This window comes from Leisingera sp. ABD4_442 (genome assembly GCF_056160905.1).
The window spans coordinates 1-15,353 of the sequence record NZ_JBSWYB010000043.1; the positions used below are offsets into that span (position 1 = coordinate 1).

Sequence of the window (15,353 nt, forward strand, 5' to 3'; positions counted from 1 at the left end):
GAGGGAAAGACCACAGAGCAAAAAAGAGGGGGGGGAGCCAGGCCCAACCGCAGCGGCGGCGCGAAAGCGCAGCCAGATGCGGGCGGGAGGGCCTGCGGCAAAGCCGCCCCGGCACCAAGGAACACACGCCCCTGCAAGAAGGGCCGGAACGGAAGAGGGCACTAAAAAAGGGCGCCCCCTTTGGGCCGCCCTTTTCCTTTGCCTGCTGACAGGATCAGCGGATCAGTGCGCGGTGGCGCCTGCCCCCTCGCCAGAGCCTTTCAGCGCCGCCTTGGCAGCTGCGGCCTCCTCCGCTTCCTCATCCCATTCAATGGGTTCGGGTTTGGAGACCAGCGCATGCTCTAGAACCTCGGACACATGGCTGACAGGGATGATTTCCAGCCCCTCCTTCACGTTGTCCGGGATATCGGGCAGGTCTTTCTCGTTCTCCTGCGGGATCAGCACCGTCTTGATACCGCCGCGCAGCGCCGCCAGCAGCTTTTCCTTCAGGCCGCCGATCGCCAGCGCATTGCCGCGCAGGGTCACCTCGCCGGTCATTGCGATGTCCTTGCGCACCGGGATCTGGGTCAGCACCGACACGATCGAAGTCACCATCGCCAGACCCGCCGAAGGACCGTCCTTAGGGGTGGCGCCTTCCGGCACGTGCACGTGGATGTCCCAATTGTCGAACCGCGGCGGCTTGATGCCCAGTTTCGGTGACACCGAACGCACATAGCTGGACGCCGCCTCAATCGACTCCTTCATCACGTCGCCCAGCTTGCCGGTGGTCTTCATCCGGCCCTTGCCCGGCAGCCGCAGCGCCTCGATCGACAACAGCTCACCGCCCACAGACGTATAGGCCAGCCCGGTCACCACACCGACCTGATCTTCCTTTTCGGCCAGGCCAAAGCGGAACTTGGGCACGCCCAGGAAGTCGTCGAGGTTCTCCGCCGTGACAGTGACGCTGTCGGTCTCTTTCTTGACGATCTTGGTCAGCGACTTGCGCGCCACCTTGGCGATTTCGCGCTCCAGGTTCCGCACGCCCGCCTCGCGGGTGTAGGTGCGGATCATCTCGGTCACCGCATCCTCGGTCAGCTCAAACTCCTTGGCCTTCAGGCCGTGGTTCTTCACCTGCTTGGAGATCAGGTGCTGCTTGGCGATCTCGCGCTTTTCGTCCTCGGTGTAGCCCGACAGCGGAATGATCTCCATCCGGTCCAAGAGCGGCCCGGGCATGTTGTAGCTGTTCGAGGTGGTCAGGAACATCACGTTCGAGAGGTCATACTCGACCTCCAGATAGTGATCCATGAAGGTGTTGTTCTGTTCCGGATCCAGCACCTCCAGCATGGCGCTCGCCGGGTCGCCGCGGAAATCCTGTCCCATCTTGTCGATTTCATCGAGCAGGATCAGCGGGTTGGTGGTCTTGGCCTTCTTCAGCGCCTGGATGATCTTGCCGGGCATCGAGCCGATATAGGTGCGGCGGTGGCCGCGGATCTCGGACTCGTCGCGCACGCCGCCCAAGCTGATGCGGATGAACTCGCGGCCCGTCGCCTTGGCAACCGATTTGCCCAAGCTGGTCTTACCCACGCCCGGAGGCCCGACGAGGCACAGGATCGGCCCCTTCAGCTTAACCGAGCGCTGCTGCACCGCCAGATATTCAACGATCCGCTCCTTGACCTTCTCCAGGCCATAGTGATCCGCATCCAGGATCTCCTGCGCCTTGTTCAGGTCTTTCTTGACGCGGGACTTGTTGCCCCACGGGATCGACAGCATCCAGTCGAGGTAGTTGCGCACCACAGTGGCTTCCGCCGACATCGGCGACATGTTCTTGAGCTTCTTCAGCTCCGCATCCGCCTTCTCGCGCGCCTCTTTCGACAGTTTGGTGGCGGCGATCTTCTCTTCCAGCTCGGCGATTTCGCCTGCACCTTCCTCGCCGTCGCCCAGCTCCTTCTGAATGGCCTTCATCTGCTCATTCAGATAGTACTCGCGCTGGGTCTTCTCCATCTGGGATTTGACGCGGGTCTTGATCTTCTTCTCGACCTGCAGGACCGACATTTCGCCCTGCATCAGGCCATAGACCTTCTCCAGCCGCTCGCTGACGGAAAGCGTCTCCAGCAGTTCCTGCTTGCGGTCGACCTCAATACCCAGATGGCCTGCCACCAGGTCGGCCAGCTTGGCCGGCTCGGCGGTCTCGCCCACGGCAGACAGCGCCTCTTCGGGGATGTTCTTGCGGACTTTGGCGTAACGCTCGAACTCGTCGCCCACTGTGCGCACCAGCGCCTCTGTGGTGGTGACGTCGCCCGGCATCTCGGCCAGTTCCTCGGCCTTGGCCTCGAAGAAGCTGTCGTTCTCCAGGAACTCGGTGATCTTAACCCGTGTCTGGCCCTCGACCAGCACCTTGACGGTGCCATCAGGCAGCTTCAGCAGCTGCAGCACATTGGCCAGCACGCCCACGGTGTAGATGCTATCTGTTTCGGGATCGTCCTCGGAGGGGTCTATCTGGCTGGACAGCAGAATCTGCTTGTCGTCGGCCATCACCTCTTCCAGGGCGCGCACCGATTTTTCCCGGCCCACGAACAGCGGCACGATCATGTGGGGGAAGACCACGATGTCGCGCAGCGGCAGGACTGGGTAGGAGGAATTGAGTGGCTCTTGCATACTCGGTCCTTTGGTTTGGCAAGACGGCCCGGCCCCGGTATCCGGCAGCTTTGGCCCGTCTCCTCATTGGAGGTCTTTACTTGGTGCAGCGGCCGGGGATTTTCAACCGGCCGCCTTCAAGGCTGGGGGACACCTTGCCCGCAGCTGTCCCGGATCACAAGGCACGAATGAGGTAAAGATTTGGTGCTTGGTTCCTAAATTTTCTCCTGTTTGCCGCATCGCCCGGGACCGCCAGCCCTATAGTGCCTGCAACCGGGCCAGCAGCGGGTGCCGGTTCTTGCCGTGCCGCTGGACCAGGCGGCGCAGCCGCGCCTGCTTTGCGGGCATCATCCGCGCCCCCGGCAGCAGGCCCTGCTGGGCTGCCCTTACCCTGTCCGGCAGCAGCGCAGCAATGGACCGGCGCGACCCGGGCGTCAGCCCCTCCAGGCTTTGCCGCCCCAGATACAGGCTCTCGCAGGGGGCACCATGCGCCCGGACAATCTGATGATCCGCACAGAGAAAATGATAATAATGCACGCCCAGGGATGGCCGGACCTGCGTGATTCCGGGCAGCCCGGCTGCGCGCAGGCAAGGCACCAGCACCTCCCGCTCACCGAACATCCGGGTGGCAACCGGCGAGGTCAGCAGCAGCCGGTGCTGCGGCGACAGGATCAGGTCGCGTTCCGGGTATCCTTCGCCCAGCGCACCGGCGGCGATCCGCACCGGGCACAGATGCGGCTGCCGCGCCAGAAACGCCGCGCTCAGCCGGTTGCGCCCGGTCCAGACAACCTCCTGCAGGCCGTTGTCCAGGGTTTCCACCCGGTCGCCGGCCCGCAACCGTTCCACAGGCAGCTCTCCCCGGGCCGTCCGGATCAGGGTCCCGGCTGCAAAACAGGGCACAAAGCTCTGCCCGTCGCTGGCCGAAGCGTCCTGCGATGTCCCGAAGCTCGATATCGAATTGATGGTGATCGAGGAGATCGGGTAATCGTCCAGATCATTGGCACCCAGCCCGGCATCATCGTCGATCATCACCATGAAGACATCGCCGGATTCGGTCTGCACGATGCCGCCAACGCCAGAATAATCCGGCACGCCGTCAGTCAGAAAGTCCACCGTCACATCGACGTTGAAAACCGCATCATATTGCGTCGTGACCAGCCCGGACCCCAGATCATAGGTGATGGTTTCGGGGCTGGCAGTATCATTGCCCTCAATGGCGCCATCGGAATCATTGTCGGTCGCGGTCACATCCACGATATGGTTGGAGGCCGCATCCCCGGCCCCGTAATAACTGCCCAGCAGCGCGGCCTGGTTCTCGGCACTGCCATTACCGTCAACCGTGTCCAGTTCAGCAAGGTTTCCTAGGTAAACCATGCTCATGGTGTAACCGGCCATAAATCAGACTCTCAAACAAATTGGATCCGGTTCACCTCAACACAGAAGTCTTTAGGGCCGATTACCTCATTGCGGGTGCAGCGGCGCCAAACCGCCTGCCCCTGCTGAATCTGATTTAAATTGCTGCGACTACAACCGCTCAATATCGCCTTGCGCGCGGGTGTCGTGGAAATCTCTCTGCCAGGCCTCAAACGTGCCGGCAGCAATAGCCTCCCGCATTCCTGCCATGATCTCCTGGAAGTAATGCAGGTTGTGCCAGGTCAGCAGCATTCCCGAAATCATCTCGTTGGAACGGAACACATGGTGCAGATAGGCACGCGAATAGTTCGAGCACGCTGGGCAGCTGCACTGCTCATCCAGCGGCCGCGGGTCGTCCTGATGGCGGGCGTTCTTGATGTTCACCACACCATAGCGGGTGAACGCCTGCCCTGTGCGGCCCGAGCGCGACGGCAGCACGCAGTCCATCATGTCGATACCGCGCGCAACCGCGCCGACGATGTCGTCAGGCTTGCCCACCCCCATCAGATAGCGCGGCTTATCCTCGGGCAGGAACCCAGGGGCGTAATCCAGGCAGCCGAACATCGCCTCCTGCCCCTCGCCCACGGCCAGGCCGCCCACCGCGTAGCCCTCAAATCCGATCTTCTTCAGCGCCTCGGCGCTTTCCTCGCGCAGATCCGGCTCCAGCCCGCCCTGCATGATACCGAACAGCGCATGGCCCGGACGGTCGCCAAAGGCCTCGCGGCTCCGCTCCGCCCAGCGCATCGACAGCCGCATCGACTCGGCAATCCGGTCGCGGTCCGCAGGCAGCGCCGGGCATTCGTCGAAACACATCACGATGTCCGATCCCAAAAGGCGCTGGATCTCCATCGAGCGTTCCGGCGTCAGCTCATGCTTGGAGCCATCCACATGGGATTTGAATGTCACGCCCTTCTCGGTCAGCTTCCTGAGACCCGCCAGCGACATCACCTGAAAGCCGCCGCTGTCGGTCAGGATCGGGCGCTCCCAGTTCATGAACTTGTGCAAGCCCCCCAGACGGTCGATCCGCTCTGCCGTCGGGCGCAGCATCAGGTGGTAGGTATTGCCCAGCAGGATATCGGCGCCAGTCGCGCGCACGCTTTCCGGCATCATTGCCTTGACAGTTGCGGCAGTGCCAACCGGCATGAAGGCAGGCGTACGGATCCCGCCGCGCGGGGTATTGATAACACCCGTGCGCGCCTTGCCATCGGTTGCCTTCAGTTCAAAGTTGAAAAGCTCTGCCATCTCGTATTCCTGCCGTTACACTCAAACCGGCATCCCGGTGATTCACCCCTAATGCCAAGGAGCCAAGCCCATGTCCACAGCAGACCAGCCGCCGCAAATGCAGCTCGGGCGGGAGGAATGGGTCGCCAGGCGCTGACTGAGAATGTGATCGTGGTGCCCGGCGAACGCATGTGCCAGCCAGAGCTGGATTACTCCATCTATGCCTCCGCCAGCAGCTGAATCCGCCCGCGGATCTGATCCAGGGGGCTTGCCAGGCCGCGCTGGCAGGCGCCATACATATCTTGAAAATGGCGCCGCAAAACCCCACTTGTATACCATTGCACACAATAGGGCACATCATTGAACAAGGCCAAGACATCCGGCGCAGAGCCCCTGCCCGGAGGACCGTCTGATCCGCTGGCGCCCGCCGCCCCTGCACCTCCTGCTGACCAACCAAAGGAATTTTATATGACCGAAGACCTGCTCCTCGACCTTTTGTCCGGCAACCTGCTGTATCTGCTGGGCGCCGTGCTGCTGGTTATCATTGTCCTCAAGGGCATCAAGATCGTACCGCAGTCGGAAAAATATGTGGTCGAGCGCTTTGGCCGCCTGCATTCGGTGCTGGGGCCTGGCATCAACTTCATCGTGCCCTTCCTGGACGTGGCCCGCCACAAGATCTCGATCCTGGAACGCCAGCTGCCCAATGCCACCCAGGACGCGATCACCAAGGACAACGTGCTGGTGCAGATAGACACTTCGGTGTTCTACCGCATCCTGGAGCCGGAAAAGACCGTCTACCGGATCCGCGACGTGGACGGCGCCATTGCCACCACCGTGGCCGGCATCGTGCGCGCCGAGATCGGCAAGATGGACCTGGACGAGGTGCAGTCGAACCGCGCCCAGCTGATCACCCGCATTCAGGAAGCGGTTGAGACCGCGGTGGATGACTGGGGCATCGAAGTGACCCGCGCCGAGATCCTCGACGTGAACCTGGACCAGGCCACCCGCGACGCGATGCTGCAGCAGCTCAATGCCGAACGCGCCCGCCGGGCGGAGGTCACCAAGGCAGAGGGCCAGAAACGCGCCGTCGAACTGCAGGCCGACGCAGAGCTTTACGCGGCTGAACAGACCGCCAAGGCACGCCGCATCCAGGCCGAGGCTGAGGCCTATGCCACCCAGGTGGTGGCCAAGGCAATTGCCGAAAACGGTCTTGAGGCGGCGCAGTATCAGGTGGCGCTGAAACAGGTGGAATCGCTCAATGCGCTCGGCAACGGTGACGGCAAGCAGACCATCGTGGTCCCCGCCCACGCGCTGGAAGCCTTTGGCAACGCCTTCAACCTGCTGAAAGGAGGCAAGTGATGGACGCTCCTTTCTGGGCCTTGTGGTGGGTCTGGGGCGCCGGGGCACTGGCGCTGGCCATCCTCGAGGTGCTGGCGCCGGGCTTTGTCTTCCTTGGCTTTGCCATCGGTGCCGCAGTGGTGGCGCTGCTGCTGCTGGCCGGTGCCGGCCTCAGCCTGCCGCCGCTTCTGCTGATCTTCGCCGCCCTGTCGCTGGCGGCCTGGCTGGTGATGCGCAAGCTCTTCGCCCTGCCCAAGGGCCAGGTGAAAACCTTCAACCACGACATCAACGATTGACCCTGCAACGGAGCCCTTCCGGGCTCCGGTCCGCCTTACGCGCACGGCGGTTCAAGCGCTTCCTTGGCCGGACGCTGGGGCAAAGGGAAGCCCCCTTGCGGAACGGAGCCGCCGTTCGCCGCAACCGCATTCCGGGCAACCTCGCGTTACCGCTGTGCCCAGCAAGCACCCGTTGCGGAGTTTGTGACTGTCCTGTGAAGCCGGCCTTTGACCGCAGCAGCATTTGCCGCCACAACAGCAGCTATATGCAAGGAAGCCCCCTTCTGACCGCCTGCAATTGTTGACACGATCAACCGCAGGGCCTTATCGTTCCCGGACTATCTCCCTTTTTTGATGTTGATGTTTTGTGGGGTGTTTGGGGATGGTAAAGGTTCCGGTCACTGGCAGGCACTGCGCAGCGCAGGCTGTTTTTGAAACTTGAAAACGCAGAGAAGCGCCGTTTCCGCGCAGCTCTAGCAATTGGTTCGGGCGTGTAGGCCCGCCAGGCAATATGCCAATTCTTCCCGCAATTCCGCATCCCAGTGAAGGGGGAGTGCGACTGCCCATGCCTGCTGCAGGGCGGCCTTTGTGCCGCCGCCGCGCGCCTGAGGCAGTCCCATTTGCACGCCATCCAGGCCGTGCAGTTTGACAGGGGGGCACTATGGCGACAATCAGCATCACTTCCGCGGACGCAATCGAAAGCGTGGGATCCGGCTTTGGCGGGTTCGTGACATTCACGGTAACCTTGTCCGAGGCGCCCGCGGACGCCGTGACGGTTCGATACCGCACCATCGGCGGCAGTGCGGACGAAGATATAGATTACCCGGCCACGTCCGGAACCATCACTTTCGCGCCGGGCGAGGATACCCAAACGGTTGACTTCCGCGTCCGGCATGACTCGATCAGCGAAACGGACGAGGGGTTCGTCCTGGAGCTGTTCAACCCCAGCGGCGCGACCTTCCCGGGGCGGGCCGCAGTGCTGCGGCAAAGCGCCTTTGTGCTGGATGACGATGGCACTGGGCAGGACCGTGCGGTCTTTGTTTCCTCTCCTGTGATCGTGGAAGCCAACGGCGGCACCCAGCAGGCGGAATTCACCATCCGTCTGTCCGAGGCCCCGGCCTCAAGCCTTACGCTTGATTACCGGACCGGGGACGGCAGCGCCGCGGCAGGCCAGGATTACGTGGCAAAGTCGGGCAGCGTGACCTTCCAGCCAGGCCAGACCGAGAAAACAGTCAAGGTTGATCTGAAAGGCGATAGGGTTGCCGAGCCTTCGGAGTACTTCCACCTGATCGTCAGCCCTGACGCCAGCCTCGGCGGAACCGCTGAAGGGCTGGCAGGGACCGCCACCATCCTGGACAATGATGGCGGCGGCGGCCAGCCGCTTCTGTCGCTGGTTTCGGCCAATGCGGTTGAGAGCATCGGCTCAGGCTTTGGCGGCATTGCCGTCTTTACGCTGATGCTGTCACGCCCCGCAGCAGATGCGGTCACGGTGCATTACCGCTCCCTGGCAGGGGCCGCGGATGAGGACATCGACTATCCAGGTTTTGACGGCACTGTAACTTTTGCACCTGGCGAAACCGTGCAGAAAGTCGAAGTGCGGGTCCGGCACGACAACGTGGACGAGACGGATGAGGATTTCGGCATTGAGCTGTTCGACCCCAGCGGCGCGGCCTTTGCCGGCAACGCCAAGGTGCTGCGGGCCTCCGCGTTCATTCTCGACGACGACGGTGCCGGGGTTGACCGGGCGCTGACAGTCTCATCCCCCGTCATTGCCGAGGGCAACGGCGGTGCCCGCAGCGCGCTGTTCGAAGTGCAGATTTCCGAAGCCTCTCCGGTGCAGCTTGAATTCGACTATGCGACGCGGAATGGCAGTGCCAGGGCGGGTGAAGACTATGTTGCGCAAAGCGGCACCCTGCGGTTTGCCCCCGGCCAGACCAAAGCGGTTGTCGAGGTCGAACTGACCGGCGACAAGGCGGTGGAACTGAGCGAATTTTTCCATCTCTCGGTCACTCCGGGCAACGGGCTTGGCGCTTCGGCCAAGGGGCTGACTGGAACCGCAACGATCCTGGATGACGACGGCAGCACTAAGCCGGTGATCTCGCTGGCCGCTGCAAATGCAGTGGAAAGCATCGGTTCGGGCTTCGGCGGCACCGTGGTGTTCACGATCACCTTGTCAAAACCTTCGGCGGACACTGTTGAAGTGAATTACCGATCGCGGGCCGGGTCCGCGGATGAAGATATCGACTATCCCGGATTTGACGGCATGGTGGTCTTTGCGCCTGGCGAAACTTCGAAAACTGTCGAAGTGCGGGTCAGGCATGACAATGTCCGCGAAACCGACGAAAGCTTCGGCATTGAGCTGTTTGATCCGGCAGGCGGTATTTTCGCAGGCAAGTCAAAGGTCCTGCGCGCGGATGCCTTCATCCTGGATGATGACGGCGCCAATCTGGACCGGGCCCTTATGGTCTCTTCGCCTGTTATTGTGGAAGGCAACGGCGGTGCCCGCAGCGCGCTGTTCGAAGTGCAGCTGTCTGATCCGGCTGCCAGCATGCTGGTATTCGATTACACGACGCGCGACGGCAGCGCCGTGGCCGGTGACGATTATCTGGCAGCAAGCGGCAAACTGCGCTTTGCCCCGGGCCAGACCAAAGCGATGGTCGAGGTGGAACTGACCGGTGACAGGACGGTCGAGCCGTCTGAGTTCTTTCATTTGGCAGTGACCCCAACCAGCGATCTTGGCAGCACCGCCAAGGGGCTGGTGGGCACCGCTGCCATCCTGGACGATGACGGGGCGGGCAAGCGGCCGGTGCTGTCGGTCTCCTCGGCGGATGCCGTTGAAAGCATCGGATCGGGTTTCGGCGGAACGGTGGTTTTCACCCTGACCCTTTCAAAACCCTCCGCCAACACAGTCACAGTGGACTACAGCTCCGTGGCAGGATCGGCCGCCGAAGGCGTCGACTACCCTGCCTTCGCCGATACTCTGGTCTTTGCCCCGGGCGAGACCTCAAAAACAGTCGAGGTGCGGGTACGGCACGACAATGACATCGAAAGCGATGAAAGCTTTGGCATCAAATTGTCGGGTATCTCAGGAGCGGAATTTGCCGGCGGCAGCAAGGTGCTGCACAGTTCGGCCTTTATTCTGGATGACGACGGGGTCAATTTGGACCGCACCATTCAAGTAACTGCGGCCCAGGCCGAAGAGCCCCCGGGTGGCGGGCGGTTTGCGGTGTTCGAAATTGCCCTGTCCGATCCGTTCAGCGAAACCCAGAAAATCCGCTACACCACCAAGGACAATTCCGCTGTTGCCGGTCAGGATTACGTGGAAACGAAGGGGGTTCTCACCTTTGCCCCCGGCCAGACCAAAGCGGCGGTCAATGTGGAACTGCTGCCTGACTACCGGGCCGAGGGGACGGAAGCGTTTTCCCTGCTTCTGAGAACAGGCAGTTTCCCCGCGGCGCTGAATGCAGCCAGCAGCGTCGTCAGAGCCAAGGCACAGATCCTCGACGATGACATCAGGGGCACCGGGCAGAACGATGTTCTAAAGGGCACTGGCGGGCCGGAAGGCATCTTTGGCCTGGGGGGCGCTGACACGCTTAGCGGCTTTGGCGGGGCTGACCGGCTGGATGGCGGTAATGGCAATGACCGTTTGAACGGCAACAAGGGCGGCGATGTTTTGCTGGGACGCGCAGGAAAAGACGTTCTGCTTGGCGGCAAGGGAGGAGACAGCCTGATTGGCGGTTCCGCCGCGGATATCCTGACGGGCGGCGGCGGCGCCGATGAGTTTGTCTTTAATGCCGGGGATTCCGGCCCGGGTGCCCGGCGGCGGGACACCATCACTGATTTCAGCAGGAAACAGGGAGACAAGATCAACCTCAGCGAAATAGACGGCGATCAGGGCACGGCAGGGTTCCAGAGCCTTGAATGGATAGGCCGGGACCAGGCTTTCACTGGGGCTGCTGAAGTCAGATACGACACCGCCCGTTCGCGTCTGGAAGTAAACCTGGACAGCGACGTGGATGCCGAAATGGCAATCAGCCTCAATGGGTTGAGCATTTTGGGAGCCCAAGACCTCTTGTTATGATGGCCTGATAGGTGTCGGCCGGGGCGGGCCTGCTTGATCAGCTGACGATAGGTAAGGCTGAGTCTGCGCGGCTTGGCCAGCTCCGCGCCTTCGTCCAGGAAAGAGTACAGGGCGCACCAGTACTGCACGCGGATTTTGGCCGCCAGGCTCAGAACCCGTTAGTCCTGCCTCGAAATAACGGTAACTCCCAACATGCCAGCCGGCCCGCCTGCAGGCCAAACCCCGCACGCGCAGCTCTAAGCCGGCTTTCCCGCTTCAGAACCGGAACCCAACCCCGGCCAGCAGCCCGTGGGTCACCGCATCATGGCGGAAGAAGCTGGCGGTGCCGCGCACGCCCTCCTCATACTCCACCCCAAGTCCGCGGTACATCACATAGACCGAGGCGTTCTTCCAGCGGTCATAGATCAGCCCGCCCATCACCGACCAGCTTTGCTCGGATCCGGCGCCAAAGCCGCCGATATCCCCCTCCAGCGAGACGCTGAAACGGTCCGACAGCCGCCGTTCCCAGCGCAGCCCGGCAACCGGGTCGCTCCAGCTGCCGCCGCGCCGCGCCAGCCCGCCGCCCGGCAGCGCAGCCGTCACATCCACATCCCAATGGCGCAGCCCGCCATAAAGCATAAACCGGTCGCGGCCGCGCCCGAAGGCATAGGTCACCGCAGCCTCGCCCACATTCTGGTCATAGGCCGCGGCCACCGGCCCCAGCCCGCTGCCTGCCACCGCCTCGGCGTCCAGCACCGCATAGCGCAGCCGGAACCCGAAACCGCTGCTGTGGCGCCCCTCAAACGCCAGCATTCCGCCCAGCTGCAGCTGATCGAGAACATCGCCCGCATCAAAGGACACCCCGCCCCCGGCCTGCCCCAGCTCTGTTGTGCCCTCCACCGAAGGCGCCAGGGCAAAAGGTGTCAGCTGCCAGCGCCAGGCCCCCTGGGCGGCGGCCCCCCCGGCCATCCCGGCCAGGGCCGCTGCCCCTGCAGCCGCTGCAGCCATCGCCGCCGCAGCGGCCCTCTGGCAATTTGCAGTCTTTCCAGGCATGGCTTTTCTCCGCCTCGGCCCGCAAGCCGCAACCCCGTGGCCGGACAGCGGCACACGGCCTGCAACCCTCGGGCAGCATTCACGAATTCATCGTGGGGGATCCACAATTTAGCGCGCCGGTACTGCCAAATCAAACTTTCCGTGCACCGCTGGCGAACAGAACATTGACAGCGCAGGCCCCGCCCCCTCTGGACGCCGCTGCGCACATTTCCTATATAAACCGTCGGAAAATCAGACCGGGATCCTCATGACCAACCCCTCCGAACCGCTCGAAGGCGCACCGCTGATCGCGCCCTCCTCCGTCAGCCACCCGCTGTACGACGCCGTGACTGATGCCTGCCGCACCGTCTATGACCCGGAAATCCCGGTGAATATCTACGAGCTGGGGCTGATCTACACAATCGACATCAATGATGAGAACGACGTCAGGATCATCATGACCCTGACCGCCCCGGGCTGCCCGGTGGCCGGCGAGATGCCCGGCTGGCTCATTGATGCCGTCTCCCCGGTGCCCGGTGTCAAAAGCGTCGATGTCGAACTCACCTGGGAACCGCCCTGGGGCATGGAGATGATGTCCGACGAGGCCCGCCTCGAACTGGGCTTCATGTAAGCCCCCTTGGCACTGCCTGAATTCGGCCCCTGCCTCTTGCGGGGGCCTTTTCATTTTCCGGCAACCGGACGTAGACTGCGCCGGCCCAATACCGGAGCCGCCCCATGCGCCTTGCCCTGCTGCCCGCTGCAGCCCTGTTTCTGTGCCCCGCCGCAAGCCCGGCAGAGCCGCCGGCGCTCAGCTATGGCCCGCGCCCGGATTACCTGATCAGCCAGCTGCCGGATGGCGCGCTCAAGGACCGGCTCCGCGCCTGCGCGGGCCAGCTGCCGCAGCGCACGGATTTCTCCATCGGCCACCGCGGCGCACCGCTGATGTTCCCGGAACACACCGCCCAAGGCTACCGCGCCGCCGCGGCCATGGGCGCAGGCATCCTGGAATGCGACGTCACCTTCACCAAGGATCTGGCACTGGTCTGCCGCCACGCCCAGAACGATCTGCACCGAACCACGGATATCCTGACCACGGACCTGGCCGGCACCTGCATCCAGCCCTTCACCCCGGCGGACGGCGATACCCCGGCCAGTGCCGAGTGCCGCACCTCCGAGATCACCCTGGCCGAGTTCCGCCGCCTGCGGCCCAAGATGGACAGCGCCGACCGGACCGCGGCCACGGCAGAGGCCTATCAGGGCGGCACCGCGGACTGGCGCACCACGCTCTATGCCGGCGATGCCGCCAGCATGACCCACGCGGATTCGATTGCGCTGTTCCAATCCCTGGGCGCCAAATTCATGCCGGAACTGAAACCGCCTGCCGTGACCATGCCCTTCAACGGTTTCACCCAGGAAGACTACGCCCAGAAACTGATCGACAGCTACAAGGCCGCCGGCATTCCGCCCGCGGATGTCTGGGTGCAAAGCTTCAGCCTCGCCGATGTGCTCTACTGGATCGAGCACGAACCCGCCTTCGGCAGACAAGCGGTGCTGCTGGACAGCAGCTACCGCCAGGACGGGTTTGACGCAAACGACCCGGCCACTTTCCCGTATGACTTTGCACAGCTGCACGCCCAGGGCGTCAATTACATCGCGCCGCCGATGTGGATGCTGGTCACTTCCAAGGACGGCAAGATCGTCCCCTCCGCCTATGCCAAGGCGGCCAAATCCGCAGGCCTCAAGCTGATCACCTGGACGCTGGAACGCTCCGGCCCGCTGGCCGCGGGCGGCGGCTGGTACTTTCAATCGGTCTCGGGCCTCACCGCCGGCGACAGCATGTATTACCAGCTCTTGGACGTGCTGGCCCAGGACGTGGGGGTTGCGGGCGTCTTCTCCGACTGGCCCGCCACCGTCACCTATTACGCAAACTGCATGGGGCTCTGACCGCCGCCTCCGGCGGAGGGCGTCATAACCGGCCCTTCCCGGCCCGAGCGGCCGCCTCTTTAATTTCCGCATCAGAGATTTATGTTATTCTTCCCTCCGGCCCCGATTCCGCAGCATTGCGGGGTTGAGCCGCGCCAAGCGCCGTCCTAGATAGATGGTAAGTCCAAGGAGAAACCCATGTTCGGCATTCCCGGCAAACAGGCCGTGACCATGACCCCCAAGGCGGCGGCGCAGATCGCCAGGCTGATGGCCAAGGACGGCCATGCTGGCCTGCGCATCGGTGTCAAGAAGGGCGGCTGCGCGGGCATGGAATACACCATGGAATATGTCGATGAGCCGTCGCCGAATGACGAGGTTGTGGAACAGGACGGCGCCCGCATCCTGATCGCCCCGATGGCCCAGATGTTCCTGTTCGGCACCGAGATCGACTATGAGGTGACGCTGCTGGAAAGCGGTTTCAAGTTCAACAACCCCAACGTCGCAGAGGCTTGCGGTTGCGGCGAGTCGATCTCCTTCAAGGAGGTGCCAGGCGCCTGACCCGGCGCCGCAGCAGCACAGATACCGGGCGGGGCTTTCCCCGCCCTTTTACGTTTCCGGCAGGTCTTCAAGCGAATTGCACCGCCCCGCCGCCGGTGCTACCAGTCACGCCCAAACAGCACATTTCGGAGGCACCCCATGCGGCGGAAACTGGCAGCAGGCAATTGGAAAATGAACGGCACCGGCGCAAGCCTCGCGGAACTGGCGGCACTTGCGGAAAGCCATCCCTCCCCCGCCGCTGACATCCTGATCTGCCCGCCCGCCACGCTTCTGTCGCGCGCCGCGGACACCGCCCGGGGCAGCGCAGTCGCCATCGGCGGCCAGGAGTGCCACGCCAATGCGTCGGGCGCCCACACCGGGGATCTTTCGGCGGCCATGCTCAAGGACGCCGGCGCCGCCGCCGTGATCCTCGGCCACTCCGAACGCCGCGCCGACCATGGTGAAACGGACGCCCAGGTCTGCGCCAAGGCTGAGGCCGCCATCACCGAGGGCCTCACCGCCGTCATCTGCATCGGCGAAACCCTGGCCGAACGCGAGGCCGGCGACACGCTCAAGGTGGCTGGCACCCAGCTCGCAGGCTCCGTCCCCGCTTCGGCGACCGGCGCCAATACCGTGGTCGCCTATGAACCGGTCTGGGCCATCGGCACCGGCAAGGTCCCGACCCTGGAGCAGATCGCCGAGGTCCACAACTTCCTGCGCGCTGAACTCACCGCCCGCTTCGGCGCGGAGACCGCAGACAGCATCCGCCTGCTCTACGGCGGCTCGGTCAAGCCGTCCAACGCCGCGGAAATCTTTGCCGTCGCAGACGTCGACGGCGCGCTTGTGGGCGGCGCCAGCCTGAAGGCGGCCGATTTCTCCCCCATCATCGCGGCACTTGAGGCCAGCTAACCGGCGCTCTGCGGCGCGGCCCTCGGACTTGA

11 protein-coding genes are annotated in these 15,353 nt (G+C 63.4%); 7 read left to right on the forward strand and 4 right to left on the reverse strand.

Translation table 11 applies throughout. The features are described 5' to 3' along the window. Positions 1 to 222: 222 nt before the first annotated feature. The 3 genes from lon to tgt all read right to left on the reverse strand — a co-directional run bounded on the left by lon (position 223) and on the right by tgt (position 5,268). Positions 223 to 2,634: an endopeptidase La gene (gene lon, locus ACXAHG_RS20880; RefSeq protein ID WP_475060410.1), complete on the reverse strand. Its 2,412-nt coding sequence runs from the start codon at positions 2,632 to 2,634 to the stop codon at positions 223 to 225. Positions 2,635 to 2,871: 237 nt separating this feature from the next. Beyond that, complete coding sequence (locus ACXAHG_RS20885; RefSeq protein WP_475060413.1) at positions 2,872 to 3,993, reverse strand: Hint domain-containing protein; 1,122 nt, start codon at positions 3,991 to 3,993, stop codon at positions 2,872 to 2,874. A 144-nt stretch (positions 3,994 to 4,137) separates the two neighbouring features. Next, the gene (tgt, locus tag ACXAHG_RS20890) at positions 4,138 to 5,268 is read right to left on the reverse strand and encodes a tRNA guanosine(34) transglycosylase Tgt (protein WP_475060415.1); all 1,131 of its coding nucleotides are present in this window, start codon (positions 5,266 to 5,268) and stop codon (positions 4,138 to 4,140) included. A gap of 447 nt (positions 5,269 to 5,715) precedes the next feature. Here tgt and ACXAHG_RS20895 point away from each other — a divergent pair, with 447 nt between their 5' ends. The 3 genes from ACXAHG_RS20895 to ACXAHG_RS20905 all read left to right on the forward strand — a co-directional run bounded on the left by ACXAHG_RS20895 (position 5,716) and on the right by ACXAHG_RS20905 (position 10,941). Then, a complete protein-coding gene (locus tag ACXAHG_RS20895) occupies positions 5,716 to 6,606 on the forward strand; it encodes an SPFH domain-containing protein (RefSeq protein WP_475043919.1) in 891 nt (296 codons plus the stop codon). Next, on the forward strand, positions 6,606 to 6,881 hold the full coding sequence (locus ACXAHG_RS20900) for an NfeD family protein (RefSeq protein WP_475043921.1): 276 nt from the start codon (positions 6,606 to 6,608) through the stop codon (positions 6,879 to 6,881). Before ACXAHG_RS20895 ends, ACXAHG_RS20900 begins: the two co-directional genes overlap by 1 nt. Positions 6,882 to 7,521: 640 nt before the next feature. After that, complete coding sequence (locus ACXAHG_RS20905) at positions 7,522 to 10,941, forward strand: Calx-beta domain-containing protein (protein WP_475060418.1); 3,420 nt, start codon at positions 7,522 to 7,524, stop codon at positions 10,939 to 10,941. A 255-nt stretch (positions 10,942 to 11,196) separates the two neighbouring features. On the opposite strand, the gene ACXAHG_RS20910 is transcribed toward ACXAHG_RS20905, so the two are convergent. Beyond that, complete coding sequence (locus tag ACXAHG_RS20910; RefSeq protein ID WP_475060421.1) at positions 11,197 to 11,928, reverse strand: hypothetical protein; 732 nt, start codon at positions 11,926 to 11,928, stop codon at positions 11,197 to 11,199. Between the two features lie 292 nt (positions 11,929 to 12,220). On the opposite strand from ACXAHG_RS20910, the gene ACXAHG_RS20915 reads away from it, so the two are divergent. From ACXAHG_RS20915 to tpiA, 4 genes are all read left to right on the forward strand, one after another. Further along, the gene (locus ACXAHG_RS20915) at positions 12,221 to 12,583 is read left to right on the forward strand and encodes an SUF system Fe-S cluster assembly protein (protein WP_475043927.1); all 363 of its coding nucleotides are present in this window, start codon (positions 12,221 to 12,223) and stop codon (positions 12,581 to 12,583) included. 104 nt (positions 12,584 to 12,687) lie between these two features. Continuing rightward, a complete protein-coding gene (locus ACXAHG_RS20920) occupies positions 12,688 to 13,896 on the forward strand; it encodes a glycerophosphodiester phosphodiesterase family protein (RefSeq protein WP_475060423.1) in 1,209 nt (402 codons plus the stop codon). 177 nt (positions 13,897 to 14,073) lie between these two features. Beyond that, positions 14,074 to 14,433 carry a HesB/IscA family protein gene (locus tag ACXAHG_RS20925; protein ID WP_475060427.1) on the forward strand — a complete coding sequence of 120 codons (360 nt, stop codon included), beginning with the start codon at positions 14,074 to 14,076 and terminating at the stop codon, positions 14,431 to 14,433. Between the two features lie 138 nt (positions 14,434 to 14,571). Beyond that, positions 14,572 to 15,321: a triose-phosphate isomerase gene (gene tpiA / locus ACXAHG_RS20930; protein ID WP_475060429.1), complete on the forward strand. Its 750-nt coding sequence runs from the start codon at positions 14,572 to 14,574 to the stop codon at positions 15,319 to 15,321. Positions 15,322 to 15,353: the final 32 nt, after the last annotated feature.